The 25942-nt window shown below is 36.3% G+C and carries 24 protein-coding genes; 15 read left to right on the plus strand and 9 right to left on the minus strand.

Going from position 1 to position 25942, the window contains the following annotated elements:
• Positions 1-213 precede the first annotated feature (213 nt).
• Positions 214-573, minus strand: coding sequence for a DUF2750 domain-containing protein (locus tag GQR44_RS03170; protein WP_166369182.1), 360 nt, complete (start codon positions 571-573; stop codon positions 214-216).
• Positions 574-766: 193 nt separating this feature from the next.
• Between GQR44_RS03170 and GQR44_RS03175 the strand changes: the two genes are divergently transcribed.
• The 6 genes from GQR44_RS03175 (at position 767) to GQR44_RS03200 (ending at position 7996) form a co-directional block, all read left to right on the plus strand.
• The gene (locus GQR44_RS03175) at positions 767-1957 is read left to right on the plus strand and encodes a site-2 protease family protein (RefSeq protein ID WP_166369184.1); all 1191 of its coding nucleotides are present in this window, start codon (positions 767-769) and stop codon (positions 1955-1957) included.
• A 202-nt stretch (positions 1958-2159) separates the two neighbouring features.
• Positions 2160-3068 (plus strand): sulfate adenylyltransferase subunit CysD, encoded by a 909-nt coding sequence (gene cysD / locus GQR44_RS03180; protein ID WP_166369186.1) that lies wholly within the window; start codon positions 2160-2162, stop codon positions 3066-3068.
• Positions 3069-3114: 46 nt separating this feature from the next.
• Complete coding sequence (cysN, locus tag GQR44_RS03185) at positions 3115-4524, plus strand: sulfate adenylyltransferase subunit CysN (protein ID WP_166369188.1); 1410 nt, start codon at positions 3115-3117, stop codon at positions 4522-4524.
• A 67-nt stretch (positions 4525-4591) separates the two neighbouring features.
• Entirely contained in the window at positions 4592-6319 is a 1728-nt protein-coding gene (locus GQR44_RS03190) for an SLC13 family permease (RefSeq protein WP_166369190.1), read from the plus strand.
• A gap of 85 nt (positions 6320-6404) precedes the next feature.
• Positions 6405-7037 carry an adenylyl-sulfate kinase gene (gene cysC, locus GQR44_RS03195; RefSeq protein ID WP_166369192.1) on the plus strand — a complete coding sequence of 211 codons (633 nt, stop codon included), beginning with the start codon at positions 6405-6407 and terminating at the stop codon, positions 7035-7037.
• Positions 7037-7996, plus strand: coding sequence for a DHH family phosphoesterase (locus tag GQR44_RS03200; RefSeq protein WP_166369194.1), 960 nt, complete (start codon positions 7037-7039; stop codon positions 7994-7996). The genes cysC and GQR44_RS03200 overlap by 1 nt, the downstream gene beginning before the upstream one ends.
• 186 nt (positions 7997-8182) lie before the next feature.
• On the opposite strand, the gene GQR44_RS03205 is transcribed toward GQR44_RS03200, so the two are convergent.
• The 3 genes from GQR44_RS03205 to GQR44_RS03215 all read right to left on the minus strand — a co-directional run bounded on the left by GQR44_RS03205 (position 8183) and on the right by GQR44_RS03215 (position 10981).
• The gene (locus GQR44_RS03205; protein ID WP_166369196.1) at positions 8183-8704 is read right to left on the minus strand and encodes a tellurite resistance protein; all 522 of its coding nucleotides are present in this window, start codon (positions 8702-8704) and stop codon (positions 8183-8185) included.
• Between the two features lie 96 nt (positions 8705-8800).
• Positions 8801-10213, minus strand: coding sequence for a DNA repair protein RadA (radA, locus tag GQR44_RS03210; RefSeq protein ID WP_166369198.1), 1413 nt, complete (start codon positions 10211-10213; stop codon positions 8801-8803).
• A 105-nt stretch (positions 10214-10318) separates the two neighbouring features.
• Positions 10319-10981 carry a regulatory protein RecX gene (locus GQR44_RS03215; RefSeq protein ID WP_166369200.1) on the minus strand — a complete coding sequence of 221 codons (663 nt, stop codon included), beginning with the start codon at positions 10979-10981 and terminating at the stop codon, positions 10319-10321.
• Positions 10982-11179: 198 nt separating this feature from the next.
• Between GQR44_RS03215 and GQR44_RS03220 the strand changes: the two genes are divergently transcribed.
• Entirely contained in the window at positions 11180-11839 is a 660-nt protein-coding gene (locus tag GQR44_RS03220) for a 7-cyano-7-deazaguanine/7-aminomethyl-7-deazaguanine transporter (RefSeq protein ID WP_166369202.1), read from the plus strand.
• Positions 11840-12057: 218 nt separating this feature from the next.
• Here GQR44_RS03220 and GQR44_RS03225 read toward each other — a convergent pair whose 3' ends face one another.
• Positions 12058-12795: a hypothetical protein gene (locus GQR44_RS03225; protein WP_166369204.1), complete on the minus strand. Its 738-nt coding sequence runs from the start codon at positions 12793-12795 to the stop codon at positions 12058-12060.
• Positions 12796-12842: 47 nt separating this feature from the next.
• Complete coding sequence (locus tag GQR44_RS03230; protein ID WP_166369206.1) at positions 12843-13118, minus strand: DUF2960 domain-containing protein; 276 nt, start codon at positions 13116-13118, stop codon at positions 12843-12845.
• Positions 13119-13367: 249 nt separating this feature from the next.
• Here GQR44_RS03230 and GQR44_RS03235 point away from each other — a divergent pair, with 249 nt between their 5' ends.
• From GQR44_RS03235 to GQR44_RS03255, 5 genes are all read left to right on the plus strand, one after another.
• Entirely contained in the window at positions 13368-15092 is a 1725-nt protein-coding gene (locus GQR44_RS03235; RefSeq protein ID WP_166369208.1) for an AMP-binding protein, read from the plus strand.
• A 312-nt stretch (positions 15093-15404) separates the two neighbouring features.
• Positions 15405-15542, plus strand: coding sequence for a DUF3149 domain-containing protein (locus tag GQR44_RS03240; RefSeq protein ID WP_166369210.1), 138 nt, complete (start codon positions 15405-15407; stop codon positions 15540-15542).
• Positions 15543-15956: 414 nt separating this feature from the next.
• The gene (ppiC, locus tag GQR44_RS03245) at positions 15957-16235 is read left to right on the plus strand and encodes a peptidylprolyl isomerase PpiC (protein WP_166369212.1); all 279 of its coding nucleotides are present in this window, start codon (positions 15957-15959) and stop codon (positions 16233-16235) included.
• Between the two features lie 462 nt (positions 16236-16697).
• The gene (locus tag GQR44_RS03250) at positions 16698-17585 is read left to right on the plus strand and encodes a J domain-containing protein (RefSeq protein ID WP_166369214.1); all 888 of its coding nucleotides are present in this window, start codon (positions 16698-16700) and stop codon (positions 17583-17585) included.
• A 122-nt stretch (positions 17586-17707) separates the two neighbouring features.
• A complete protein-coding gene (locus GQR44_RS03255; RefSeq protein WP_166369216.1) occupies positions 17708-18127 on the plus strand; it encodes a methyltransferase in 420 nt (139 codons plus the stop codon).
• Between the two features lie 96 nt (positions 18128-18223).
• Here GQR44_RS03255 and cydC read toward each other — a convergent pair whose 3' ends face one another.
• The 3 genes from cydC to GQR44_RS03270 form a co-directional block, all read right to left on the minus strand.
• Positions 18224-20038, minus strand: coding sequence for a cysteine/glutathione ABC transporter ATP-binding protein/permease CydC (gene cydC, locus GQR44_RS03260; protein WP_166369218.1), 1815 nt, complete (start codon positions 20036-20038; stop codon positions 18224-18226).
• Complete coding sequence (gene cydD / locus GQR44_RS03265; protein WP_166369220.1) at positions 20035-21900, minus strand: cysteine/glutathione ABC transporter permease/ATP-binding protein CydD; 1866 nt, start codon at positions 21898-21900, stop codon at positions 20035-20037. Before cydD ends, cydC begins: the two co-directional genes overlap by 4 nt.
• A gap of 91 nt (positions 21901-21991) precedes the next feature.
• The gene (locus GQR44_RS03270; RefSeq protein ID WP_166369222.1) at positions 21992-22507 is read right to left on the minus strand and encodes a hypothetical protein; all 516 of its coding nucleotides are present in this window, start codon (positions 22505-22507) and stop codon (positions 21992-21994) included.
• Positions 22508-22680: 173 nt separating this feature from the next.
• On the opposite strand from GQR44_RS03270, the gene GQR44_RS03275 reads away from it, so the two are divergent.
• The 3 genes from GQR44_RS03275 to GQR44_RS03285 all read left to right on the plus strand — a co-directional run bounded on the left by GQR44_RS03275 (position 22681) and on the right by GQR44_RS03285 (position 25838).
• Positions 22681-24141 carry a catalase gene (locus tag GQR44_RS03275; protein WP_166369224.1) on the plus strand — a complete coding sequence of 487 codons (1461 nt, stop codon included), beginning with the start codon at positions 22681-22683 and terminating at the stop codon, positions 24139-24141.
• Between the two features lie 161 nt (positions 24142-24302).
• Complete coding sequence (locus GQR44_RS03280; protein ID WP_166369226.1) at positions 24303-24815, plus strand: ankyrin repeat domain-containing protein; 513 nt, start codon at positions 24303-24305, stop codon at positions 24813-24815.
• 321 nt (positions 24816-25136) lie between these two features.
• The gene (locus GQR44_RS03285; protein WP_166369228.1) at positions 25137-25838 is read left to right on the plus strand and encodes a cytochrome b/b6 domain-containing protein; all 702 of its coding nucleotides are present in this window, start codon (positions 25137-25139) and stop codon (positions 25836-25838) included.
• Positions 25839-25942 lie beyond the last annotated feature (104 nt).

Raw genomic sequence — 25942 nt, forward strand, 5'->3', positions numbered from 1 at the left:
GCAATGGCTTAATAGTGCGACTTATTGTATCGGTTTATTTAAAATTTCAGTGCTTTGTTTAAGCGTGCTTGCTTATTATATGGCACTGCATCTATTTTTTACTAGCTGTCTATTGTTTTAACTATAAGATTTTATATTTAAAGTCTTATAGTAAATACTTTTTATTAGATATTTTATGCTAGCCGCTACAGCTAGCACATCCAAAATAGTAAACTATAGCGCTTCGATTTGACCTAGTGATTCTGTAAATTCAGACAAACCTAACTCGATATCATCTTCATCACCTACCCAGTTAAGACCAACAATCACATCGTCTTCAACCAAGTCTTCAAGCCAAAATTCGAACCACTCAGCAAGTGGGATAGATGCTGGTACATAATCATCCCATTCTTCAATACAATGTATTTTTGCAAGAGCTTCAGAAGACCATAATGGCATTACTTCAGTTTCTTCGTAATTCATTGAGTCCATCACAACCCAATCACCACTCGCTTTGTCTTGCAGAGCCCATAAAAGTTGACTTTCTTTAACGTCATCTTGGAATTTTTCTAATGCGGCTGTGTTTTCAGTCATGGTGCTTCTCTCTTATCATGAAATGGTAGAACTAAAAACGCTTAGTATACGGGTTAAGTTAATAATTGATAGTGACAAATAGTGACGATTTTTTGCCTTTATAGCTTGTGTATTTTTACTCAATGAAGATGAACGCCTATAGGTTGTTGTTTTTATTTCTGGCATAATCGCGCTGACTTTAAAAGGAAAAATAATGGAATTATTGCAATTAACACATTTTGGAAAAACATTAAGACTCGAAGCATCGATGGCAGGGTGGCAACAATTGTATTGGGGCGAACAAATTGTTTCGCAAATTAGTGCTAGTGAATTTGCACAGGGCAAACGTTCACACCAATTTGAAATGCGTCAGCATAGAGCGACTAAAGAAACAACACAAGACCAGTTGTCTTTGGATAAGGCAAGCCCAAATAACGAGATATTCGATGCTGCCCAATCAGACAATGAATCAGACCAATCCAGTGTGCGTATTATTACCTGCCAGTTAGATGTTGACGTTGTTTGGCAGCCTTTTTTAGTAAGTTATTCGTTTTATGTTGATCAACAGCTTGTGGCCCAAGATTCGCGTAATGAAAAAGATATTGAACAACAAACTCCGGTTAAAGTGGTTGCCGACCCTAAAAAGTTAAGCCTGATAGGAATAGGGTCTTTAGCACTGAAATTATTTAAGAGTGCAAAACTGATTAAAGTCGTGCTCGCTGGCGCAAGTATCGCGGCATACAGTTGGTTCTTTTCTTTTCAATTCGCAGCTGCATTGATCGCCTGTTTAGTGTTTCATGAGTACGGGCACATACGAGCAATGCAATACTTTGGAATGAAAACAAAAGGTATCTATTTAATCCCTTTTGTTGGCGGACTTGCGGTTTCCGATGAAAAAATTAATACCCGCTGGCAAGATGTGGTGATTTCTATTATGGGGCCAACTTTTGGCCTGATCATGTCGATTGTTTGTGTGATCATCTACTGGCTAACGGATAGTACGTTTTTTGCGGGGCTAGCGGCATTTAATGCACTTTTGAACCTATTTAATTTACTACCTATTTTACCGTTAGATGGTGGACATATTTTAAAAAGCATTAGTTTTTCAATGAATAGCAAAGTGGGGTTATTAGCCTGTGTTGTAGGCGCTGCTGCCGGTGTTTTCATTAGTTACGCATTGGGGTTAGCTTTATTAGGTTTTATGCTTTTGATCGGGAGTGTGGAAATCATCTTTGAATGGAGAGCAAGGTTTAACAGTCATTTATTACCTTTAGACCGTTATGGTCAGATCTTTTCAACCGCTTGGTATTTACTGACCGTAGCTGGACTAGTGGGTATTATTTTTTACTTTGCAAAAACGGGTGACCAATTATTATCCTTACCGTTAATGATATTAGGTAGCTAACTGTTTTACAAAACACAATCTTTTTTAAATCGTATATGCTATTACCTGCAATGAAAAACTAAAATAGTTTCAATAAATTGCATAATTTTTTACTCTTATAACTATTTTCTATATTCTATTTGAATTTATTACTGCATATTTATAGAATAACTCTGCATAATAGCTTCAATTATTTATATCCTGTGACTTTGTAAGGAAACACATGAACAATAAAAGACTAACTCACCTTAAGGCTCTTGAGGCTGAATCAATTCAAATTATGCGTGAAGTAGCCGCTGAATTTGATAACCCGGTTATGTTATATTCGATTGGTAAAGATTCATCTGTTTTATTACACCTTGCGCGTAAAGCATTCTACCCAGGCAAAATCCCTTTTCCTCTATTACATGTTGATACAGATTGGAAATTCAAAGAAATGATCGAATTTCGTGATAATCTTTCAAAAAAATATGATTTCGATTTATTAGTTCATAAAAATCCTGAAGGCATTGCGATGGGTATGGGACCATTTACTCATGGTTCTGCAAAGCACACTGATGTGATGAAAACACAAGGTCTTAAGCAAGCACTAGACCATTATGGTTTTGATGCCGCCTTTGGCGGCGCTCGTCGTGATGAAGAGAAGTCTCGTGCCAAAGAACGTGTTTATTCTTTCCGTGACAAGAAACATCGTTGGGATCCTAAAAATCAACGTCCAGAATTATGGAATATTTATAACTCTAAAGTAGACCGTGGTGAAAGTATTCGTGTTTTCCCACTTTCTAACTGGACTGAGCTTGATATTTGGCAATACATCTACCAAGAACAAATTGAAATGGTGCCTTTGTATTTCTCTGCACCGCGTCCTGTTGTTGAACGTGATGGTTCTTTAATTATGGTGGATGATGAGCGTATGCCACTTGAAGAAGGTGAAGTACCTCAGATGAAAAATGTGCGCTTCCGTACATTAGGATGTTACCCATTAACGGGTGCAATCGAATCTGAAGCGAAAACATTACCAGAAATCATTCAAGAGATGCTGTTAACAACAACATCTGAGCGTCAAGGGCGAGTAATCGATAACGATTCTGCTGGTTCGATGGAAAAGAAAAAAATGGAAGGTTACTTTTAGGCCATTGCTTAAATAACCCTGTCCTATAAAGAGTTAAGGAAAAAAAATGACTAACGATACAAATCTAATCGCATCGGACATCGAAGAATACTTACGCGTTCATGAGAACAAAGACATGATGCGCTTTATTACTTGTGGCAGCGTAGATGACGGTAAATCAACATTAATTGGCCGTTTATTATATGACAGCAAGATGATCTTTGAAGATCACATGGCTGCCATTGAAAAAGATTCTAAAAAATTCAATACCACTGACAATACTTTTGACCTAGCGTTATTAGTAGACGGTTTACAATCAGAGCGAGAGCAAGGTATTACCATTGATGTTGCATACCGTTACTTTGCAACCGAACAACGCAAATTCATTATTGCAGATACACCTGGACATGAACAATATACGCGTAACATGGCGACTGGTGCATCTACTTGTGACTTAGCGATTATTCTGATTGATGCGCGCCACGGTGTGCAAGTTCAAACACGTCGTCATTCTTACATTTGTTCTTTATTGGGTATTAAGCATGTTGTTATTGCTATCAATAAAATGGATGCAGTGGATTACGATCAGGAAGTATACAAAAAAATCAAAGCGGATTACCGCGAGTTTGCTAAGCAATTAAATATTACAGATGTTCGTTTTGTACCTATTTCAGCACTTAAAGGTGACAATGTAGTAAACCAAAGTGAAAATATGCCTTGGTATCCAGGCTCTCCATTATTACGTTTACTTAATACAGTTGAAATTAGCAGCAATGCAAATGATCAATTCCGTTTAGGTGTGCAATATGTAAATCGTCCAAACTTAGATTTCCGTGGTTTTGCAGGTACCATTGCGTCAGGTGAAATCCGTATTGGTGATACGATTGAAGCACTTCCTTCAGGTAAACAAAGCAAAGTAAAAGAGATTGTTACGTTTGACGGTAACTTAGATGTTGCTTACCAAGGTATGGCGATTACGCTAACACTTGAAGATGAAATTGATATCAGCCGTGGTGACATGATTGTTCGTCCACATGAAAAACCTCAGTCGACTAAAACTTTTGAAGCAGATGTTGTTTGGATGGATGAAACGTCACTAAAAGTGGACCGTGAATACATCATTAAAGTAGGTAGTAATGCGACGGTTGGTTGTGCTACTTCAATTAATTATCAAACAGATGTTAATACGATTGAGCAGAAGCCTACTACACAATTGGCTTTAAATGAAATTGGTAGCTGTAATTTTGAAGTTGCAAAAGAAGTTCAATTTGATGCTTACTCAGAAAACAGAGCAACGGGTGCATTCATCATTATTGACCGTTTAACCAATGGTACTGTTGGTGCTGGTATGATTAAACGACCACTTGACGCTAAAGTTTCTCCTAAAACTGCTTACAGTGATTTTGAAGTCGAATTCAATACCCTCGTTCGTAAGCATTTCCCGCATTGGGAAGCAAAAGATATCCTGAAAGGGTAACACACTAGAAAGTGTTCAGTTGACAGTTTACCCTGACTTCTGAACACGCCTCATTGATGGCGTATTCATGACATTCCAATCTTATTTTGTACTTGCCGTTTTCATTTTTACCATCATCGGTTTAATTAAATTTCAACAACGCCCAAGTTTAGTGTTTGGTGTGGCATTGTTATCTCTCTTCTCCACGCAAATGGTCAGCACAGACCAAGTTATTAAAAGTCTCTCCAATCAAGGTTTACTGACATTAATATTATTAATGTTATGTTCTATTGCCCTTGAAAAAACTCGATTATTACGTTTAGTTGCCATGAAGGTGATTCGACCCAATTACAGTGCAACATGGTTACGTTTATTTAGTTTTACCGTTGTATCATCTGCCTTTCTTAACAACACTGCCGTTGTATCAACCATGCTAGCACCCATTCGCAACAACCCTAATCATTCCGCCAGTAAGTTATTAATACCACTATCTTATGCAGCTATTCTAGGGGGGACTTTAACGTTAGTAGGTACCTCAACCAACTTGATTGTTAATAGTTTAGTCTTAGATGCTAATTTACCTTCACTTGGTTTTTTTGATTTTACATTGGTAGGGTTAGCACTGGTTATTACTTGTGGGATTACGCTATATTTTTGCCGTTCACTGTTACCTAATCACAAAATAAAAAGCAGTAAAGCCCAGTCTTACTTTATTGAAGCAAAGGTTAGCCCTGAGTCTAGTTTGGTCGGTAAAAGTATTGATCAAAATGGATTACGTCATTTACAGTCTTTATTCCTAGTCGAAATAATGCGTGGGGATTCACAGCTAACGGCCATCACTCCCAATGAAGTGATACAGGCTAATGATAAATTAATTTTCAGTGGCGATATATCGAAAGTGAGTCAATTACGTTTATTTGATGGTTTATCTATTTTTGCCGAAAATAGTGGCTTACCATTAGGGAATTTACGAGAAGTCGTTGTTCGTTCTGAAAGTATTTTAAATGGTAACACCTTAAAATCAGTCGGCTTCCGTTCTTTGTTTGATGCCGCGGTTGTGGCCATCAAACGAGATGGTGAAAAAGTATCTGGTAAAATCGGTAAACTAAAAATTAAACCTGGTGATTTTTTAGTTTTAGCGGTGGGTGAAGATTTTAAGTCTCGTCGAAATATCCGTAAAAACTTTATACTCCTGTCAGACGTAGAGTTAGATTCTCGTTTGTCGGGTAAAAAAGAAATATTAGCGATTGTAGGGTTTATTGTTGCTATTGCTTTAGCTGCGATGGGTATTCTTCCTTTGTTTAAAACCGTATTATTACTACTTGGTGTTTTATTGCTCAGTGGATGTGTAACAACCAATGAGTTACTAAGGCGTTTTCCAACTGACATTTGGTTGATCATATCTTCTGCTATTGTATTGTCATATGCACTACAAAACAGTGGTGTGATCGAAGTATTTAATCAAGTGATGAGTGAAAATTCGTACTTATTTAGTCCGTTAGTAGCTTTAATTGTTGTTTATGCGCTGACATTATTGCTAACTGAATTAGTGACCAACAACGCAGCTGCAGCATTAATTTTCCCAATTGCTTATGGCCTTGCTACTAGTATTGACGCGAATCCGATTGCCTTTATTATGGCAGTTGCTTTTGGAGCGAGTGCTAGCTTTATTAGCCCTTATGGATATCAAACTAATTTAATGGTATTTAACGCCGGACAATATAAGCTGAATGATTTTATCAAGATAGGTGTGCCTGTTAGCATTGTTTACAGCATCACCTGTGTGACTTCCATTGTGTTTGTATTTGGCTTGTAATTATTTTAAAAACTTACTCATTTATTTTCAGCATCTCTAAATAAGATATAAGACTGAAGTTTAAAAACATTAAGAGAGAATTAATATGAACAACCCCTATATAGAAAAAGATGTTGATGGCGAAAAATCATCGGATGTAGTTTGGCATCAAGCAAGCGTCTCTCATCAAGATCATTGTCACTTAAATGGCCATAAAGCCGCAGTGTTATGGTTTACCGGGTTAAGTGGATCAGGCAAATCAACAGTTGCTAATGCAGTGGATTTGATGTTGTTTCAGCATCAAGCTAAAACTTACGTATTAGATGGTGATAATGTACGCCATGGTTTGAATGGCGACCTGGGTTTTTCAGATAAAGATCGCGTGGAAAATATCCGCCGAGTAGGTGAAGTTGCTACGTTATTTGCTGATGCGGGGTTATTAGTGTCGACGGCTTTTATTTCACCCTTTGTTGCCGATCGCGAAATGGTTCGTTCACAGTTACCTGAAGGTCAGTTTATTGAAGTGTTTATCGATACTCCATTAGCGGTGTGTGAGTCACGTGACCCAAAAGGTTTATATAAAAAAGCACGTGCAGGTGAGATAAAAAACTTCACGGGTATTGATAGTGCCTATGAAAAACCCGTTAATCCTGAAATACATGTGCAAACTGATCAAAAATCTATACAAGCCTGCGCTCAACAAGTAATTGATTACTTAAAAGAAAATGAGTATTTATAATGCATTATGATGTCTTTAATGGTGATGCAGATGGCATTATATCTTTAATTCAATTGCGCCTTAGTAATCCTATACCCGCAACCTTGGTGACCGGTGTTAAAAGGGATATTCAATTATTGAAAAAGATTGAAATAGCAGCACAGGATACTGTCACCGTGTTGGATATTTCAATGGAGAAGAATAGTGCCTCTTTAATTGAAATGTTAAATAAAGGGCATGATGTATTTTATGCGGATCATCACCGTTGCGGTGATATTCCTGGCAATAAAAACTTAACTGCCCTAATAGATCTCGATGCAAATACTTGTACTGCTTTGATAATTGATCAGCATTTACAGGGGAAATTCCATAGTTGGGCTATTTGCGCAGCCTACGGAGATAACTTAATTGCTAAAGCAGATCGGCTTGCAATAGCTGCAGGTTATGGTCAACAGCAAAGAGCACAATTACAAGAGTTAGGTACGTTAATTAATTATAATGGTTATGGTAGTCACTTATCGGATCTGCATTATGATCCTGCTGAGTTATACCGTTTGCTGTTAAATTACTCCTCTCCCTTTGATGTGATAGCTGATCCAAACTCACCATTTTCCAAGCTGCAATCTGCTTACCAAGAAGATCTTGATAAGGCATTAGCGATTTCATCGCAATACAGCTCAGCATTATTAAGTATTTTTGAATTACCAGACCAAGCTTGGTCTCGCAGAATTAGTGGTGTTTTCGGTAATTTATTAGCCAATCAACAACCTGATAGTGCCTTTGCCGTATTAACTGAGAACTCAGACAAAAATTATCTCGTTTCACTTAGAGCGCCGCTTAATAATAAACAAGGTGCTGGTGATATTTGTAGTCAATTTGAAACTGGAGGGGGTAGGGCTGCCGCTGCGGGTATTAATAATTTATCGAGAAATGAGTTATCACGGTTTATTGAATTAGTAGAGTTACAGTATAAAAGTTAATGCGATAAAGCGTTTATATAAGTGCTAGCTATAAAAACCATGTATAAAAAACCTAGCTGTACAAGCTACTACCTGATAAAGCATAGGTAGTAGCAGACAAGTCTATGCCCGACTGTTTATGCTTTTTAGCTATTTTAATTTTTAGTAATTTCAATTGATAACTATTAATTTACTTTTATGAAAGTATTAAGGTTTCCGACAAACAATCTGTGCAATCGCTCGGTCAGGGTTGTGCTGGATGCCTTCAAAGTAAAATAATATTTCCCAATCTTGAAAAAGTGATTTGAGTTCACCTTCTTTTAATAAAAATTGCTCGCTATTTGGTCGCCCAAATTGTTTGTTTTGTTTAGTGAATGTTTCATAAATGACAAAACCACCGGCTTTAACTGATTTTTTTAGCGCATCAAATAATGGTCGATGTAAGTACCTAAAAATTATCACACCTTGCAATTGCATTTTACTGAGTTTGATTGCATCATTTTGTGTCTCAGATTCAAAGTCAGCACACCAAATATTACCCTGAGCAACATCTTCATGTGTAACTAAATGATCTAGATGCAGTTGTTGAATATCGGCAAACAACATATCAATGTTATGTTGCTTTAAATACAAACCATTTTGGCCTTTACCACAGGCTAAATCGAGCACTTGTCCTTGCTCAGGTTTGAAAAGATGTTGATGGTCTTGTAATAATTGCGCACTTACCATTATTTAACCTTACTTGCCGTTAATATATTTTGTTTGATAAATCTTATTTGATTTACTTCAATGTCATTTACTTTATCGTCATTTACATAGGATAAATCACTGTAATGCCTCAATAAGTTCTTTTACGTTTTTAAGTGCTATGATTTTTTGGTCACCTTTAACAAATTGTTGCATTGACGCATGATAGGCAACTGAGGGAATGAATATTTGTTTTTTACCATGGCTTAAGGCTTCTCGTACGCGCGGTACAATTTGTGGAATTTGACGTAATTCACCGGTTAAGGCTAATTCACCAATAAACACTGCATCGCTAGGTAAGGGTTTAGAGTTAATAGAGCTGAGTAACGCAGCAGTCACCGCCATATCCGTTGATGTTTCTGAATCAGCCATTTTTAAACCACCCACTAAACTGATATTAATATCGTAATAGGTGGGAATTCCGCCGTGTTTTTTTAATACGGCGGTAATTAATGATAAACGACTGTAGGAAACACCAATACAGTTACGAATAGATTTTTCACCTTCAACTTCAGTCGCTAATGCTTGAATTTCGATTAATAAATTTCGAGCGCCATCTTTAATCACTGAGATAGCAGAACCTTCAAAATGTTCTTCACTACCTGATAAAAATAAACGACTTGGATTATCAACGGAGCGCATACCTTTTTCAGTCATTTGAAAAATACCTACTTGCTCGGTATCACCAAAACGGTTTTTATCTGCACGTAAAATACGCACTGATGCATCATTAACCTCAATATGTATGGCAGTATCGATAATATGTTTAAGCGTTTGTGGTCCAGCCATTTGTGAGTTCTTGTTCACCTGGCCAACTAAAATTAATGTTATGCCGTGCTGCTTACACAATCGGTTTAATATTTTTGCACAGGTTTTAACTTGTGTTACGCCACCAGCTGAACCATCAACAGAACTAGATTCAAATGCTTGTATTGAATCGGCAATTAAAAAACGTACGTTATTTTCAATACATTGGTCTACGATATCTTCAATACTGTCGGTGTCAGATAATAAAAAATTAGCTTCATTAAAATTTAAGTTTAAACGTTCGATACCGCGTTTTGCCCATTGGCTTAAACTTTCTTCTGCTGTGACATATAAAGTGGACATAGTTTGTGACATAACTGATGCCACTTTAGTGAGTAGGGTGGTTTTGCCTGAACCCGGATCACCGCTGATCAATACCACTGAACCTAATGTAATACCATCACCTAATACACGGTCTAATTCACTTAAACCAGTAGAAACACGTTGTGCATTTTCTACTTGTACCGATGAAATTCGCTTTACACCATTGGTGGTTACACCCGCGTATCCACCTGCTTGGTTACGATTGATAGCTGCATTAACAGATTTAGTGGTACTTGATGCTTCACGGAATTCAGTGATCGTGTTCCAAGCTTTACATTCCCCACATTGACCTTGCCATTTGGTATAGTCTGCTCCACAGTCACTACATACATATGAAATTTTTGTTTTTGCTTTTGCCATTATAGGTTCCGTATTTTAAAGCTGGTGTTGTTAATAAATAGTCAGCGTTTGAAGTCGCTATTCTTTTAAAGTCTGTCGTTCATATAAAGTCTGCTTAGATAAGTATTATTCATCTAACGCTATATTTTCATTAAATAATTTAATCGCTTGGTTTGATTTAGCGTAGTCATAACCATGAGAAGTTAAATGACGTAACGCTTTACTCTTTTGCTTTTGATCGTCGATAGATACTCTGAATTTTTTAGAAAGTAATAAACATGCTTCGTCGAGATCGTTAAAGCTAGGCGTTGGAAAGTTTTCATTATGTGATTCAATGGCTAATGCAATATCACTAAAATTATGACCTTTGGCCTGTAAAAATCCCATCGCTTTTTGCTTTAGATGCTGAGTGACAATTGCCTCATTATATTTGTTGTCTAATAGTTGTTGCGCAGCATCAATATAATTAAACACATTTTCATCAAGCGTTTGTTTAATCAAACGTTCACTGATCCCTTTCTGTTTTAAGTCTTGTTTAATGCGTGTTTCACCATAACCTTTATTGCGAGAACTACGTAAAAAAGATTCAGTAAAACGTTGATCATCAAGATAATTATAATCTAAGCATTCATTAATGACCGCATCAATCCAGTCTTGATTGTCGGTTTTACGTTGTAATTTTTTTAATAACTCAGCTTGGCTATGATCTCGACGGGATAGATGCCAAAAAGCACTACGACGTACGCCTTCAATATCCTTTGCTATCTTAATGGGTTTATTAGCAAACATAATTGACTCACTTAAGTGTGTTTATATACAGTATAACGTTGTTGTGTGGAAAATTATACGCGCTTGTTTAGATGACATAAAATCAATGCCATCAAAGGACTTGTATTGCCAAAAGATCCCCCTATAATATGCGACCCCATTTGGGATAAATAATAAGCGGGTTCCCTCACCCCGTTGTCATATATAAAAAGGTACAATATGTTATCACTTTCAAACACGCAAATTCGCCGTGCTATTACGCTATTGGTTGGATTTCACATCATTATAGTTTGTGCTAGTAATTACCTAGTTCAGCTACCTTTTACTTTATTCGGTTGGCATACAACTTGGGGCGCATTTAGTTTCCCTTTTGTATATTTAGCAACAGATTTAACAGTAAGAATCTTTGGTCAGAAAGATGCTCGTCGCATCATTTTTAAAGCAATGTTACCCGCATTGATAGTGTCCTACGTGATCGGTGTTTTATTCCATCAAGGCGTATTTCAAGGTATGGACGCACTGGCTGAATATAATAGCTTTGTATTGAGGATTGCAGGGGCAAGTTTTGCTGCGTATCTTTTTGGACAGCTTTTAGATATTAAGGTATTTGCAAATCTGCGTTTAACTAAAAGCTGGTGGGTTGCACCTACCGCATCAACTTTATTAGGTAACCTTCTTGATACCCTAGTCTTCTTCTCACTCGCCTTCTATGCATCAACGGACAGTTTCATGGCTGAAAATTGGCCTGAAATTGCAATGGTGGATTATGGATTTAAACTATTAGTTAGTTTGTGTTTATTCCTACCTGCCTATGGTGTGCTATTAAAAGTATTAGAGAAGCGGATCATCAAATTACCTGCACAATCAGCCATTGCATAAGAATCGTTAAGGTTTAGCAAGGTTTTACTCTGAATTTAGTTATAGATTCAGAGTAAAACATCAGAGGTTCAAAGGGAGAGCCTCTTGATGTTTATATTCACTCTATTTTTCTATTTTACTGAAAGACGTAATAAATCCGCTATTCAATCAAGAGACTATTTAATTGAGCCCTATTTAACTTAGCCTCTATTAAACTAGGTCGCTATCTAAATATGCTCTTAAGCAGAATATCTATTTTCTAGTTCTTGCCAATCTTCATCTAACCAACTATCTGGTTTTGGCCAATGTTCTGGTGGTAATGTTAGAGCGAAGTGTTTGATATCACTTAATCGCTCACCCTCAAAAATATTATCGAGTACTAATAATGACTGAGGTGCAGTAATTATCGTTATGTTGTCGCTTGGTTTTAACAAAGTACTAGGATCAATTTGATCCTGTTGACTTTGATAGTCATAAATAACTCTGATCAGATTGGCTTTACAATGAATATTAGGGCTTTCTGTATCTGAGTTTGATTGTAATAATAAAAAATACAGCAACCCGCCATGTTCAGGTTCTTTAAAACATTTAACTGCCATCACTTGAAATGATTCTTTGCACACTTGTTGTGCTTTTATATCTGCATTTACTAATGTATATAAATTATCTGATTCAGCTAACCACTTTCTCGTTGAATTAATAGCAAAGGTGGCAGCTAATACGATGGCGGTTGGGAATATAAAGGCTGCATACTGGCTACTTATTCCGATATCCAAAGGACTAAAACTAGCCAGTAATAAGCTAGATACGAACCAAATGATACAAAAAGCAGCGAGAGAAAATACCCAAAATACTGCTGTATTTAATGCGGCTTTCAAGTAACGCTTTTGAGGAACGGGTAAAGTACTGAGAATGTCAGTTAATTGTTTGTGCTCGTGTGTTGATATTTTTTGTAATGTTTTATTTTGCGTTAGCACGTAATTTATTCCGTGAAAGGAGAGAGGCTTTGATCGCCTCTCTGAATTTATTTATTGTCTTTATTGGTTTTTTTATCTTTTGTCTCATCACGTACAAACTTGATCTCAGAAAAACCCATACGTTCAAATTCATTTGCACGATAATTTTTCATTATTCCTTGGCCACGCGAGCTCATTTCTAGCTGTTTTTCCATTGCCCAAAATGATTTTAAATCAACACCTTCTGCCGCTGCAACCGCTTCAAAAATATCAAAGTGTTGGCTAAAAGAAAATGAGATTGTTTTTTTGGTGCCTTGGTAAAAATAGGTGACTTGACGTGCCATAGAATTATTCCAATAAATAAAAAAAGAGGATTTTAGCACAGCTTGAAGTGTTGCTATAACTACCTTTTTCGATTTAATCAAATTACTTTTTTTAATAAATTTGAGCTAAGACTCTGAAAAGCCGTTAATAACGCGTATTTTTGTCATTTTGTATTAATTTATTGGTGTAAAATTAAAGTAACAATAAAATTAATTATCCAGAGAAGGGGTGTGCTAAAAAACACATTTCTTTCAACTTAAAGGTCAACTATGTCGCTTAACCTCTCACACAATAACTTAATGTCTTTAGCAGATTATACTTTTAAAAAGTATGCATCGAACACCTTTGTGACAAATGTAGGAGAAGAAGGATTCACCTATCAGCAAGCAGGAGAAAAAGTTATTCAACTGCAAGCAATGTTCAAAGATTTAGGGATAAAACAAGGCGATAAGGTAGCGATATGCAGTGAAAATATGCCACATTGGGGCATAGTGTACCTCGCAATAACTGCAATGGGAGTTATTGCTGTTCCTATTTTGCCTGATTTTCATAGTAATGAAATTCATCACATTATTAAACATTCGCAGGTGCAAGCTATTTTTGTTTCAAACAAAATATGTACACGTCTTAATGAAGATGATTTTAGTTCTAGCCTTTCTTATGTTTTTTCACTAGAAACCTTAGATATATTAGAGGATAAAACGCCTAAGCATTCAGATTTGTTTATTAAAGGCGCAGAAACTATTGCGCAGATGAAAGATAAAGCCATACAGTTTGCAAAGCAGAAAAAGCTCTTAAAAATGAGTGAAATTGATAATTCGTTAACCATCAATCCAAACGATGTTGCAGTTATCATTTACACTTCAGGCACAACCGGACAATCAAAAGGTGTGATGTTAAGTCATTACAATTTAATGGCGCAGTTGTATCAAGCTAATACCTTAGCGGATATTATTGAGACAGATAGATTTTTATCGATATTGCCATTAGCGCATACTTTTGAATGTTCAGTTGGACTTTTAGTACCTTTTGCAAACGGCGCTTCGGTACATTACATCAACAAAGTACCTTCACCAAAGATCATCTTGGCAGCAATGCAGCAAGTTAAACCAACCTGTATGTTGAGTGTGCCATTAGTCATTGAAAAAATTTATAAAAGCAAAGTTATCGCCGAAATCAATAAGAGTAAAGTAACAAAATTTATGTATGAAAATATTAGCTTTGTACGTAAACAATTAAATAAAATGGCCGGTAAAAAATTGATGCAAAGCTTTGGCGGAGAAATTAAATTCTTTGGTATTGGTGGTGCTAAGTTATCAAAGTTTGTTGAACAATTTCTCTTAGAAGCTAATTTCCCTTATGCGATAGGTTACGGTTTGACTGAAACTGCGCCTATTATCGCTGGGGCCATACCAGGTAAAACTCGCATCGGTACAACCGGCGTTTTTGCTCCAGAAATAGAATATCGCTTTGCAAAACAAAACGAGCAGGATCGAGATGGCGAATTACATGTGCGCGGACCTAATGTGATGCTCGGGTATTATAAAGAGAAGGAGCGTACTGAAGAGGTGTTAGATAGCGAAGGATGGTTTAATACGGGAGATCTAGGTTATGTTGATGATATGGGCATTTTAACTATTAGCGGGCGTAGTAAAAATGTGATTATCGGTGCGAGTGGTGAAAATATTTACCCTGAATCGGTTGAGTCTGTGATTGAACAGCATCCTTTAGTTATTGATTCGATGGTCTACGAAGTAGATAAAAAGTTAGTGGCGAAAATTTATATTGATTATGACCTGTTCGATGAACAGCATAATTTAAAAACACAAAGTGATTTTGATTTACATAAAGATATTGTGTCTTTATTGGAAAGCATTAGAAATGAGGCAAATGAAAGCTTAGCTTCGTTTTCTAAAATCAGTTCAGTAGTTGAACAGGCTGAGCCTTTTATTAAAACACCGACAAAAAAAATTAAACGCTATTTACATATGTAACTTATTAGTAAGCTTATGATACTAAAGCAGAACAACCAGCTATCGTTAAAGTATTGAAAGAAGGGGCTGTTACCATTTTTGAAGATATTCAATGGAGCTTTATTAACAATAAAAAGCAGTATATTCAATTTGAACGGTATTCTGCTTAGATTACTTTTTGACTAAATAACCGTATAAAGTGAGGTGTATAGCATCTTCCTGAAGTAATTATTATAACAATCCTTAAACTGATTTAAATCAAAGTCTATTTTTAGCTTCTTAACTACATTAACTATCAAGACATTTAATTATTAGTTAATTTAGGAGGTAATAATGGATTTTTTCTCTATGTTGTTGAATGACCCTATTGTTGGTGCTGGCGTTGCGGTTATCGCAGGGACGTGTTTAATTGTGGGCTATATTGCTTATTATTTTATTAAAAACATCATTAAAGCAGGTCCTCGTGAATAGACTATTAGATGCCTAATATACTGTGATCTTGTTTAAAAGCTAAAGGTCATAGGTAAATATGTTGTTAAAGGCCATAGGCTGACAACAATTAAATTATATCGACTTGTGACTAGTTCAAATACTAAAGCGTATATGTAAGTTCATTACATTGCTGGTTATTCGTTAACCTCGCATCGTTAACCCTGTAATATTTTTATAATGGGGCTACCTAGTCAGTCACAGCTAGTTAATAAATGTACCTTGAATTTTGATACCTGATCATAATATTTTCTTCTGTACTTTAATCTGCTTAGTATTTTTGAACAAACTGCTATAAAAAATATTTTGAAATAATCGTTTAACCTCAACATAAATGCATCCATTTCGATCTGATTTGCTATCATAGCGAAGTTTTAATAATCAGAGATAAATAACATGGCTAACACTGCATCCGCATTACATATTCTAGTAAAACACCAAGAGAAAGCTGAAGATATTCTTGCTCAATTAAAAAAAGGGGCAAAATTTCAGACTTTAGCAAAAAAATATTCAACCTGTCCTTCGGGTAAAAAAGGGGGAGATTTAGGTGAGTTTAAAAAAGGGCAAATGGTACCTGCTTTCGATAAAGTCTGTTTTAGTGCTGAATTGATCACTCCTCACTTAGTAAAAACAAAATTCGGCTGGCATATCATAAAGGTCTTATATCGAACCTGAATATTTGGATTTTGACTCGGTAAATAATAAGTGGGGTTATTAAACATTGCAGTACTCAATAACTCCATTAATTTTTATTAATATTAACGTTATTTTTAAATTTATTGATATTACTTTGGTATTAATAAAGCAGTTAAAATATATGTTTTATATGCCTTTTATTTGTCTTCGCTCGGATATGAAAATATAGTCGCAAGTATAATCTATCTCTTTATGAGTGTTTTTTAAGGCCCGTATTGATTGATGTTTGCCACTAGATAAGCAATAGCGTTTGAAAAATCACATTATTCATTATTTTTTTAAGATATTGATTTGTTTTGTGGTTTTTTTTTTGATTTTCTTTAAAGTGGATGTCAGAATCTAGCCATTAAAGATGGAACTTTATTATTAAATGGTTAAATAGATAACGTCATTTTAAGCGCATTAATTTCTTTTTTCCTAGTAGGTAAATACTTCATAAATATGAATAACCATGATATTTTAGGGACAAATGACTCTTGGTCACAAAAAGCAATTCGTAGGCAATTTAAGCTACTATCATTAAAAATTCACCCTGATAAATCGGGCACTAGTGAATTATTTAAAATAGTACATATAGCTTATAAAAATATCACCAGCGGGAAAGGTAATGAACATTTCGTTTATTTACCTTCTGAGGTGATTGTTGTTGATGAAGAAAAACTAGACGCAGAGTCTTTACGTATAAAAGTCCATCAGTTACTTGAAGACATCAAAATTAAAACAGATTGTTTAACAGAAGCCAATGCTGAAATCCGTAAACTAACTGCTGATTCTGATGTTGCTAAAGTCGCAAAGCAACTTAAGTTTGTATTAACAACGTTATTTATTGTGATGGTTTGTGGCTCGATTCTGCTAATGACATCATTAAATGAAGAAGAAGATTCAATCCTACCTACGCCTCGATTCTTTATTAGCTCAATGCCCGAAACATTACCGGTAAAACCTAAAATATTATTAAAGGCTAAAACTCGTAGCTGGAAGAATGTACCAGGATATTCTAAATCTAGTGACTTTGGTGAGTTTATTTTGATCACTGAGTTAGGCATTCCAACCCTGATGTTTCAAGTCGATAAGTCGCTTTATAATAACGAGCAAAGAGCGATGTTACGCAATGAAAAGCACGGTTCTTGTGAAGCTGCATTGAGCGTCAATAACTATCAACGTGTAGGGCTAATTAACCCCTTTGCAAGAGCAACGATAGATGAGAACTTTATTTTTTCTATTTGGTTATTTGATAGTGTTGATTTAGCCATGTTTAAAGACTTTGAAGTATTAACGCTAATATGTGATGACATAAAATACAGCGCTCATTTAAAACTCGCTAAATAATAGTTAATCGCTCGTAAGGTTATCATCTTTTGTTTTGCCTGATCTGTGAGTGGGCGACTGGCAGAATGTCTATTGGTTATTACGGGTATAGACTGTCTTTGCTATAGATTGAGGAAGCTGAAATGATTTATGTGGTTGCACAATTTATACTCTTGGCTTTTATTGCCTGGCCTATCGCAAGCTTAAAGCTATCGATGTTAGGATTACTGCTTATTTTGTGCGCTATGTTAATTGCACTTTCTGCTTTAATCACCAACCGTCCTGGAAACTTTAATGTTCGTCCAGATCCAAAATTAACTGGTACGTTAATCGTTCATGGGCCTTACCGATATATCCGTCATCCTATGTATACCTCACTATTTTTTGGTGGATTAGGAATACTGTGTTTTCAGTTTAGTGAATACAAACTGATCGCATGGTTACTATTGATTATTGTGCTGTGCCTTAAAGCCCGCTACGAAGAAAAAGCTTTATCTCTGCATCATCCTGAATATCCTGCTTATCAAAAAAAATCCAAGGCATTTATTCCTTGGATTTGGTGATTAGTAGGCAATGCTAATAGGCTATCTGTTTTTAAGTAACGAAAATCTAAGTTATTTTATAATTTCACCTTAACTTAATATAACTTCAGCAAAGCTTTAGTTTAACTGTTGGTGCAGACTGGCGTAATACTGATCATTTGCTAATAGTTCTTTATGTCTTCCAGAAATACGTAATAAGCCATCTTCCATTAAATATATTCGATCCATTTTTTCTATTGCTGTTAGTCGATGACTGATCATTAATAGTGTTTTATCTTTAGCAAATTCAAATAAAAGCGATAAAATTTCTCGCTCTGTACGCTTGTCTAAACCTTCTGTCGGTTCATCCAGTAACAGCAATGGTGCATTACGTAATAACACGCGTGCAACGCCAATTCTTCGTTGTTCGCCGCCAGATAGTTGTCTTCCACCTTCACCTATCCATGCATCAAGTGGAGACTCTCCCTGTGTTAATGCAGATAAGCCAACTTTTTCAAGCACTGCTAATAACTGTTTGTCGTTGTTTATTTGCGCTTCAGCCTGCTGTTTGTAGGTATCAAATTTAATGGTCTCTGCTTGTGCCAGCGTTAAATTTTCTCTGAGGGTACCGGTAAATAAATAAATACGCTGACTTACTATTGAAAGGCCGCTGCTTAAAGCCTGTTGGCTGTATTGTTTAACATCGACACCATCGATCAATAGATGCCCTGAATTCGCTTCCCATTCACGTGTGATCAAAGCTAATAGACTTGATTTACCACAACCCGTTTGGCCTAGTAATGCGATTTTTTCGCCGGCATTAATGGTTAGTGAGATACCTTTTAGTACAGCTTGATCTACCTTTTTATCTGCGCTTTTTTCAGTGCAGTGATCCATATTTTGATAAGAAAAAACAATATCTCTCAAATCCAAAGCACCTTTATTGATAATACTGGTATTTTGATTATTAAAAACGATATCAGGCGTTTGTTGCACTAAGTCATTAACCCGTTTGCCTGCATCAACACAGGAAGAAAGGTGTTGAAAAGCACCGGCAATAGGCATTAACATTTCAATACAAGCTAATACCATAAACGTTACCATCGCTAACATGGCGCCTGGAGGTTGATGCTCGCCCACACCGGAAGCGGCCACATAAAGTACCATTAACATCACAAAACCATGGCATAAGATTAATGCTGCTTGACTCAATGCAGTTATATTAGCCATCGCACGTTGACTATTCAATAATGCAGCTTCTGATTGTGCTAATTTATCGCGAAAACGCTGCTCTACTCCAAATAATGAAATTTCCGCAAGACCTTGTACAAATTCAAGTATTTGAATGCGTAATAGACGCTTACTTTGTAGTTGTTTGATACCTGGCGCTCGTCCGAGAAAATAAAAACACCAAGGTAATATTAACCAGATTAATAATAAGCTACCACAGATTAAAAGTGCTAGTTCTGCGTCTATCCAAGCAACAAAAAAGTATAAACAAAGCAGCATCAATAGGGCTGTAAATAGAGGCGTTATTAAACGTAGGTAAAGGTGGTCTAGTGTATCTATATCAGCGACTAAGCGATTTAACAACTCACCTTGTCGTAACCCCTGCATATTTCTGGCACTAAGTGGCATCACTTTTTTCCAAGCCCAAACCCTAAGTTGAGTCAATAACTTGAAAGTTGCTTCATGGGTGGCTAATCGCTCACCATAGCGGCTTGCTGTTCTCGCTATAGAAAGAAAGCGAACTCCGCCACTAGGAGTTAAATAGTTAAACGTTTGCGTAGCGAGTAATGTTAAACCTGCTACCGCCGAGGCGGACAAAAACCAACCTGATAGAGATAATAAACCGATACCTGCCATCAAAGAAGTAATACTCAATAGCAAGCCAATCGACATCATAAACCACTGATGTTTGAATAATTTTATAAAAGGAAGTAACGTTTTCATACGTCTTGCTCCTTCTCATTTTCCGTTATAAATTCAGATTGATCACTTTGCATTTGTTTAAACAATCCATTTTCATGAGTCAATAAATCAATATTACCTTGTTGCACAATTTTGCCTTTATCAAGTACCAATATAGTATCCATTTTAGTTAGTTGATCTATACGATGGGTCACCATCAAACAACTTACTCCTTGCATGGCTTTGGCTAGAGAAGCAAGTACAGCATTTTCGCTAGGCCTATCTAGACTAGCAGTTGGTTCATCAAGTAAGAATAGAGAAGCTTTTTGACCTAAAGCACGTGCTAAGGCAATTCGTTGCGCTTGACCCACGGAAACACCAGCCATTTGTTCACCAATAGGGTAATTTAAACCTAATGGTTGTTGTTCAACGAAATCGAGTATTTTAGCTTTTGATAGCAGTGTTTTTATCTTGTCATCACTCATATTAGGATCTGCTAAAGCAACATTATCACGTACACTACCGTGAAATAGTAGAGGCTCTTGACCAAGCCAAGCGAGATTTGAGCGCCAATTTTTGACAGATAAAAGAGTTAACTCAATGCCATTGACTGTGAGCGAACCTTGGTAAGGTAAAAAACCAAGTAAAGCATTCAGCAAACTACTTTTACCTGCGCCGCTAGGTCCAACCACTGCGATATGTTGACCTGCTTCGAGTTCAAATGAGATGGGGCCAACTAAGGTAGCGCCAGAGTGGCTTTTAACAATTAAATCAGAGGCAATTAATGTAATGCCTTGTTGGCTATTGACTGTCTTAGCCCCCACATTATTGTGTGGTTGTGTTACTATATTTTGCTTAACATCACCGTGTTCGTTGTCGGTTGTGAATGTATTGCTGTTATCCACCTCAACTTGATATTCAAGAAGTGCCTTTAATTCTTCTGCAGCGCCAATTGCTTGGGCCTTAGCATGGTAATGTGTGCCCATGTCACGAAGAGGTTGGTAGAATTCTGGCGCAAGCATTAATACAAACATACCTATAAATAAACTTACGCCTGCGTTATAGTCACCAAAATCGAGTTCACCTAAAAAGCTGAAGCCAAAATAGATTGCTAACACTGCAATTGAAACGGCTGCAAAAAACTCTAACACCGCTGAACTTAAAAAAGCCAAGCGTAATACTGCCATGGTTTTTTTACGAAAGGTTTCAGATGCCGCTTCTATCTCTTTACCCTCAGCATTACCCCTATTAAACAACTTTAACGTATTTAATCCTTTTAGACGGTCCATAAAATGACCACTTAATTGTGATAATGCTTTAAAGTTTTTACGGTTTGCATCGGCAGCCCCAGTCCCCACTAGAATCATAAAAATAGGAATTAAAGGTGCTGTACAAAATAAGATCAAACCTGCTGCCCAGTTTAAAGGAAATACAACCACTAAAATGGTCAAAGGGATAAACCCAGCGAGTAACATTTGTGGTAAGTAACGGGCGTAAAAGTCATGTAAATCTTCAACCTGTTCAAGCACTATACTTGCCCAACTGCCGGCAGGTTTACCTTTGACAAATGCAGGACCTAATTCACTTATTTTATCTAAAACAGCAGCACGGATCTGTAAACGCAATCGCTTACCCGCTTCAAAGCTGCAACGCTCACGGGCAAAAGCTAACAAGGCTCGTATTGGAATTAATACTAATAGACATAAAAACTCCGTACTGAATGCAGACTTGGGTAAGTCGTTAATAATGATCCCATGCAAAATGGTAGAGATCAGGTAAGCTTGTAAAATCAGTGAAAAGCCAGTTAATAGACCAAACAATACGGTCAAATTTAGGAAAAAACCGCAGGCATTCTTTTGTTTTTTTAACCATGCAGTAAGCTGTTTTTCTAAGGGTTTATTCATCTTGTTCCTGATGTTTATAAGTAATAGTAAGTGAGGAATCGTTATTATTTACTGATTAAAGTATTCGCATAGTTTATCAATCAGTGTGTTTTTATGGTAGCTGTCGTGACTCTATATTATTCAATAATTTAGCAAGTAGTTTATCTAACAATGCTATTTCTTCAGCTGTGAATCCGGTTAATAACTGTTGCTGTATATTTTGTAATTCCATTACTGATTGGTCAACTATATCAAGCCCTTGCTCGGTCAATCGAATCATACAAATACGCTTGTCATCGTCACAATTAATGCGCGTTATGATCCCTTTGGACTCTAATCTTTTCATTGCTTTAGTTAAACCACCCCAGCTAAATAACATGTAGTTACATAATTCAGAGGGTTTTAATTCATAAGGAGGGCTACTTTTACTGCGCCTGATTGCGGTAATTAAATGAAAATCACTCGTTAATAAACCGCGCTCACTCATTGACTTACAAATATGACTATCAATGTTTTTTGCGATCCTTTCTACCCGAGGAAAAAGTAAATAAAGGCCTTGAAAGGCATTTGACCAATTTTTTTCCATCAAGCGAATAAAATTATCGAACTGTAATTGTGTATGTGGCATAAAATTCCCTATATTTGTTTGTACAATACCTTTCTAGAGAGGTATATTCAATTAATACCTTTCCAGAAAGGTAATGGTTAAAGTGGATTGTCTTCATCAACAAGAAGTTGATTTTTTACGCTAAATTTAATCATTAACTATTAATCTATTAAATCTAATAAATGGAGATAATCATGACCAATAAGCATAAATTAACGATGACAAATGGTGCCCCCGTTGCAGATAATCAAAATGCACAAACGGCTGGTCCACGCGGGCCAATGTTATTACAAGACCTCTGGTTCTTAGAGAAATTAGCGCACTTTGATAGAGAAGTGATTCCTGAAAGACGTATGCATGCAAAGGGCTCTGGTGCCTATGGCACGTTTACTGTGACACACGATATAACGCAATATACAAAAGCAAATATTTTCTCTGAAGTCGGTCAACAAACTGATCTTTTTATTCGATTTTCAACCGTAGCGGGTGAACGTGGTGCAGCTGATGCCGAACGCGATATTCGCGGTTTTGCGATCAAGTTTTATACACAAGAAGGCAATTGGGATCTAGTCGGTAATAATACGCCGGTTTTCTTTTTACGTGATCCATTGAAATTTCCTGATTTAAACCATGCAGTAAAAAGGGATCCTCGTACCAATCTTCGTAATGCCAATACCAACTGGGATTTTTGGTCTTTATTGCCTGAAGCACTTCATCAAGTGACTGTTGTCATGAGTGACCGTGGTATCCCGAGTAGTTATCGTCATATGCATGGTTTTGGTAGCCATACATTTAGTTTTATTAATGCAGATAACGAACGTTTCTGGGTTAAGTTTCATTTACAGACACAACAGGGTATTAAAAATTTAACTGACCAAGAAGCGGAAGCATTAGTTGGAAAAAACCGTGAAAGTCATCAACAAGATTTATACGAAGCAATAGAACAAGGTGATTTTCCTAAATGGAACGTCAAAGTTCAAATAATGCCAGAGAAAGAAGCAGATACCTATCAAGTACATCCTTTTGATCTTACTAAAGTATGGCCACACCATGATTATCCGTTAATTGATGTAGGTGTGATGGAGCTTAATCGTAATCCTGATAATTATTTTGCTGAAGTCGAGCAAGCAGCATTTAACCCTGCCAACTTTGTACCTGGCATCAGTTATTCACCAGATAAAATGTTACAGGGACGTTTATTTTCATATGGTGATGCGCAACGTTATCGTCTAGGTGTTAATCACATGCATATTCCAGTCAATCAACCTCGTTGTCCAGTTAATTCATATCATCGTGATGGCGCAATGCGTGTTGATGGTAACTATGGCAGTACCAAAGCTTATGAGCCTAACAATTTAGGATTATGGCAGCAGCAGGAAGATCAAAAAGAACCTAAGTTAGCGATTAATGGTGATGCTTATAATTGGGATTTCCGAGAAGATGACAGCGATTATTATAGCCAACCCGGTAAGTTGTTCAATTTAATGACTGCGCAACAACAACAAGTATTATTTGAAAATACAGCAAGAAGTATTGGTCCTGCTTTAATTGAAGTTAAACACCGTCATATTGCAAATTGTTACAAAGCAGACCCTGCTTATGGTCAAGGTGTTGCTAACGCATTAGACATTGATTTGAAAAGTATTGACTTGTAAAAAATTTACTTTTAAGTGATTTACTTCTTAATAAGTTGTTTATATACAAAGATTTATAGTTGTAACAAACAATAAAAGTGAATTAACTGTTGCAGGCCTAATTTTGTGGTGACGGGTCTGCTCGGTTATTCAATTTTCTTATTAATTGAATAAAGGAAAAAATGAAAACCTGGAAAGCATACAAAGAAACCTATCGTACCGAGTCGACTATTTTTGATTTTGCTAGAATAGGTGATTTAAGAGGTTATGCAGATCTTTTAATGCGAGATAATTCTTTGGATCTTAATGCGACCAACGGTCGTGGTTATTCAGCTCTAATGTTATCTGTTTACAATGGTGAAAAAGATTTTTGTGAAGCTCTTTTGCGTTCCGGAGCAGATGTTAATTCTACTGATAGTATGGGGAATACAGTTTTGATGGGCGCCGCCTACAAAGGAGATATTGAAACATTATTGCTTCTTTTAGAGTTTGGAGCAGACATCAGCCTTAAAAATAAAACCAACATGAATGTAAGAGATTGGGCTGTTATGTTCGGCCGTCATCATATAATCACTTTTTTAGATCAACATTATCCTACCCAGCACGGGGCTTCAAAACTCATTAATAGTTGGCGATTTATTAAACTGGGTATGATCTTAATGCTTGATAAGCTGAAGCGTAAATTTGCACCTTAAGGTCTTTTGGGAATGAATTAAAAACGATGCCACCATCAATGTTAATGTTGATGAATTATAATCCTGCTCTGATAAACTGACTACAAACTATACTCGCTACTATTCAAGATGCAAAGTTCAGAAAGTTTAAGGTGAGTAACCTCTAGGTAGAAAGTATCGATCTAACTAGCTCAATCGATACTTTCTAGTAACTAAGATGGTTGCTTCACTATTCGAGCTAACGACTGAATAAAGCATCCCGATTGGTAATGGGTATATACAATGACTTCGACGTAACTTCTCAGTATTGATAAATTTACTTTTTTACTAAATGGGTGACAGATGAATTTAAATAATAAAAAAATAAAGGTGTGGGATTTTTCAACACGTTTTTTCCATTGGGCAATGGTTTTATTATTAGTGGGTCTTTGGTGGACTGCTGAAAATGGTGAGATGCAATGGCATCAAATTTGCGCCTATTTATTAATGACTTTAATTCTTTTTAGATTGATATGGGGATTTTGGGGAAGTGAAACCGCTTTATTCAAACAGTTTATCGTATCGCCAAAACAAGTTATTAGTTACACATTAAAAGAACCAAAACCAAAGATGCTTGGGCACAACCCTTTAGGTGGTTATATGGTGGTGGTGTTGCTCAGTTTGATTGCTCTACAGCTAGGCACTGGTTTATTTGCTACGGATGAAATTTTTACAGAAGGTCCCTTGGTATCTTTAGTCTCTTCTGATACTGCTAATTGGTTAACTTGGGTACATAAGAACAATTTTAATATCATCATTGCGATGGCAGCGGTGCATATTCTTGCTGTAGTAGTGCATTTTCTGAAAGGTGAAAATTTAATTAATGCAATGTTTACAGGGTACAAAGAGCTCAGTGGACATAAAAAAAATGCTAGCGATAAAGATTTAACAGATAGTACAGATGCTCCTAAACTGCGTTCTCAACTAGTTGCATTGGTCATTGTTGCGATTATTTTTACATTGGTGTGGTTTTATTTATTAGCGCCTGTGGTGAGTTTTTTATGACCTGAATCCAAGCCTTATTAAATACCCATTAAGTAAATACTTAATGGGTATTTTGATATTTTTTGTATGACTTAGATTCAAATAATAAGTGCATAGCTTGTAAA

This window comes from Psychromonas sp. SA13A (genome assembly GCF_011378715.1).
Taxonomy (GTDB): Bacteria; Pseudomonadota; Gammaproteobacteria; order Enterobacterales; family Psychromonadaceae; genus Psychromonas.

What these genes read in the sequence shown, in the direction of transcription:
- ppiC (WP_166369212.1), top strand. Translation starts at nt 15,957, where the DNA reads ATGGCTAACACTGCATCCGCATTACATATTCTAGTAAAACACCAAGAG.
- GQR44_RS03175 (WP_166369184.1), top strand. Translation starts at nt 767, where the DNA reads ATGGAATTATTGCAATTAACACATTTTGGAAAAACATTAAGACTCGAA.
- GQR44_RS03215 (WP_166369200.1), bottom strand. Translation starts at nt 10,981, where the DNA reads ATGTTTGCTAATAAACCCATTAAGATAGCAAAGGATATTGAAGGCGTA.
- GQR44_RS03230 (WP_166369206.1), bottom strand. Translation starts at nt 13,118, where the DNA reads ATGGCACGTCAAGTCACCTATTTTTACCAAGGCACCAAAAAAACAATC.
- GQR44_RS03255 (WP_166369216.1), top strand. Translation starts at nt 17,708, where the DNA reads ATGATTTATGTGGTTGCACAATTTATACTCTTGGCTTTTATTGCCTGG.
- GQR44_RS03270 (WP_166369222.1), bottom strand. Translation starts at nt 22,507, where the DNA reads ATGCCACATACACAATTACAGTTCGATAATTTTATTCGCTTGATGGAA.
- GQR44_RS03205 (WP_166369196.1), bottom strand. Translation starts at nt 8,704, where the DNA reads ATGGTAAGTGCGCAATTATTACAAGACCATCAACATCTTTTCAAACCT.
- GQR44_RS03250 (WP_166369214.1), top strand. Translation starts at nt 16,698, where the DNA reads ATGAATAACCATGATATTTTAGGGACAAATGACTCTTGGTCACAAAAA.
- GQR44_RS03190 (WP_166369190.1), top strand. Translation starts at nt 4,592, where the DNA reads ATGACATTCCAATCTTATTTTGTACTTGCCGTTTTCATTTTTACCATC.
- GQR44_RS03280 (WP_166369226.1), top strand. Translation starts at nt 24,303, where the DNA reads ATGAAAACCTGGAAAGCATACAAAGAAACCTATCGTACCGAGTCGACT.
- GQR44_RS03235 (WP_166369208.1), top strand. Translation starts at nt 13,368, where the DNA reads ATGTCGCTTAACCTCTCACACAATAACTTAATGTCTTTAGCAGATTAT.
- GQR44_RS03200 (WP_166369194.1), top strand. Translation starts at nt 7,037, where the DNA reads ATGCATTATGATGTCTTTAATGGTGATGCAGATGGCATTATATCTTTA.
- GQR44_RS03285 (WP_166369228.1), top strand. Translation starts at nt 25,137, where the DNA reads ATGAATTTAAATAATAAAAAAATAAAGGTGTGGGATTTTTCAACACGT.
- GQR44_RS03170 (WP_166369182.1), bottom strand. Translation starts at nt 573, where the DNA reads ATGACTGAAAACACAGCCGCATTAGAAAAATTCCAAGATGACGTTAAA.
- cysN (WP_166369188.1), top strand. Translation starts at nt 3,115, where the DNA reads ATGACTAACGATACAAATCTAATCGCATCGGACATCGAAGAATACTTA.
- cysC (WP_166369192.1), top strand. Translation starts at nt 6,405, where the DNA reads ATGAACAACCCCTATATAGAAAAAGATGTTGATGGCGAAAAATCATCG.
- cydC (WP_166369218.1), bottom strand. Translation starts at nt 20,038, where the DNA reads ATGAAAACGTTACTTCCTTTTATAAAATTATTCAAACATCAGTGGTTT.
- GQR44_RS03275 (WP_166369224.1), top strand. Translation starts at nt 22,681, where the DNA reads ATGACCAATAAGCATAAATTAACGATGACAAATGGTGCCCCCGTTGCA.
- cydD (WP_166369220.1), bottom strand. Translation starts at nt 21,900, where the DNA reads ATGAATAAACCCTTAGAAAAACAGCTTACTGCATGGTTAAAAAAACAA.
- GQR44_RS03220 (WP_166369202.1), top strand. Translation starts at nt 11,180, where the DNA reads ATGTTATCACTTTCAAACACGCAAATTCGCCGTGCTATTACGCTATTG.
- GQR44_RS03240 (WP_166369210.1), top strand. Translation starts at nt 15,405, where the DNA reads ATGGATTTTTTCTCTATGTTGTTGAATGACCCTATTGTTGGTGCTGGC.
- cysD (WP_166369186.1), top strand. Translation starts at nt 2,160, where the DNA reads ATGAACAATAAAAGACTAACTCACCTTAAGGCTCTTGAGGCTGAATCA.
- radA (WP_166369198.1), bottom strand. Translation starts at nt 10,213, where the DNA reads ATGGCAAAAGCAAAAACAAAAATTTCATATGTATGTAGTGACTGTGGA.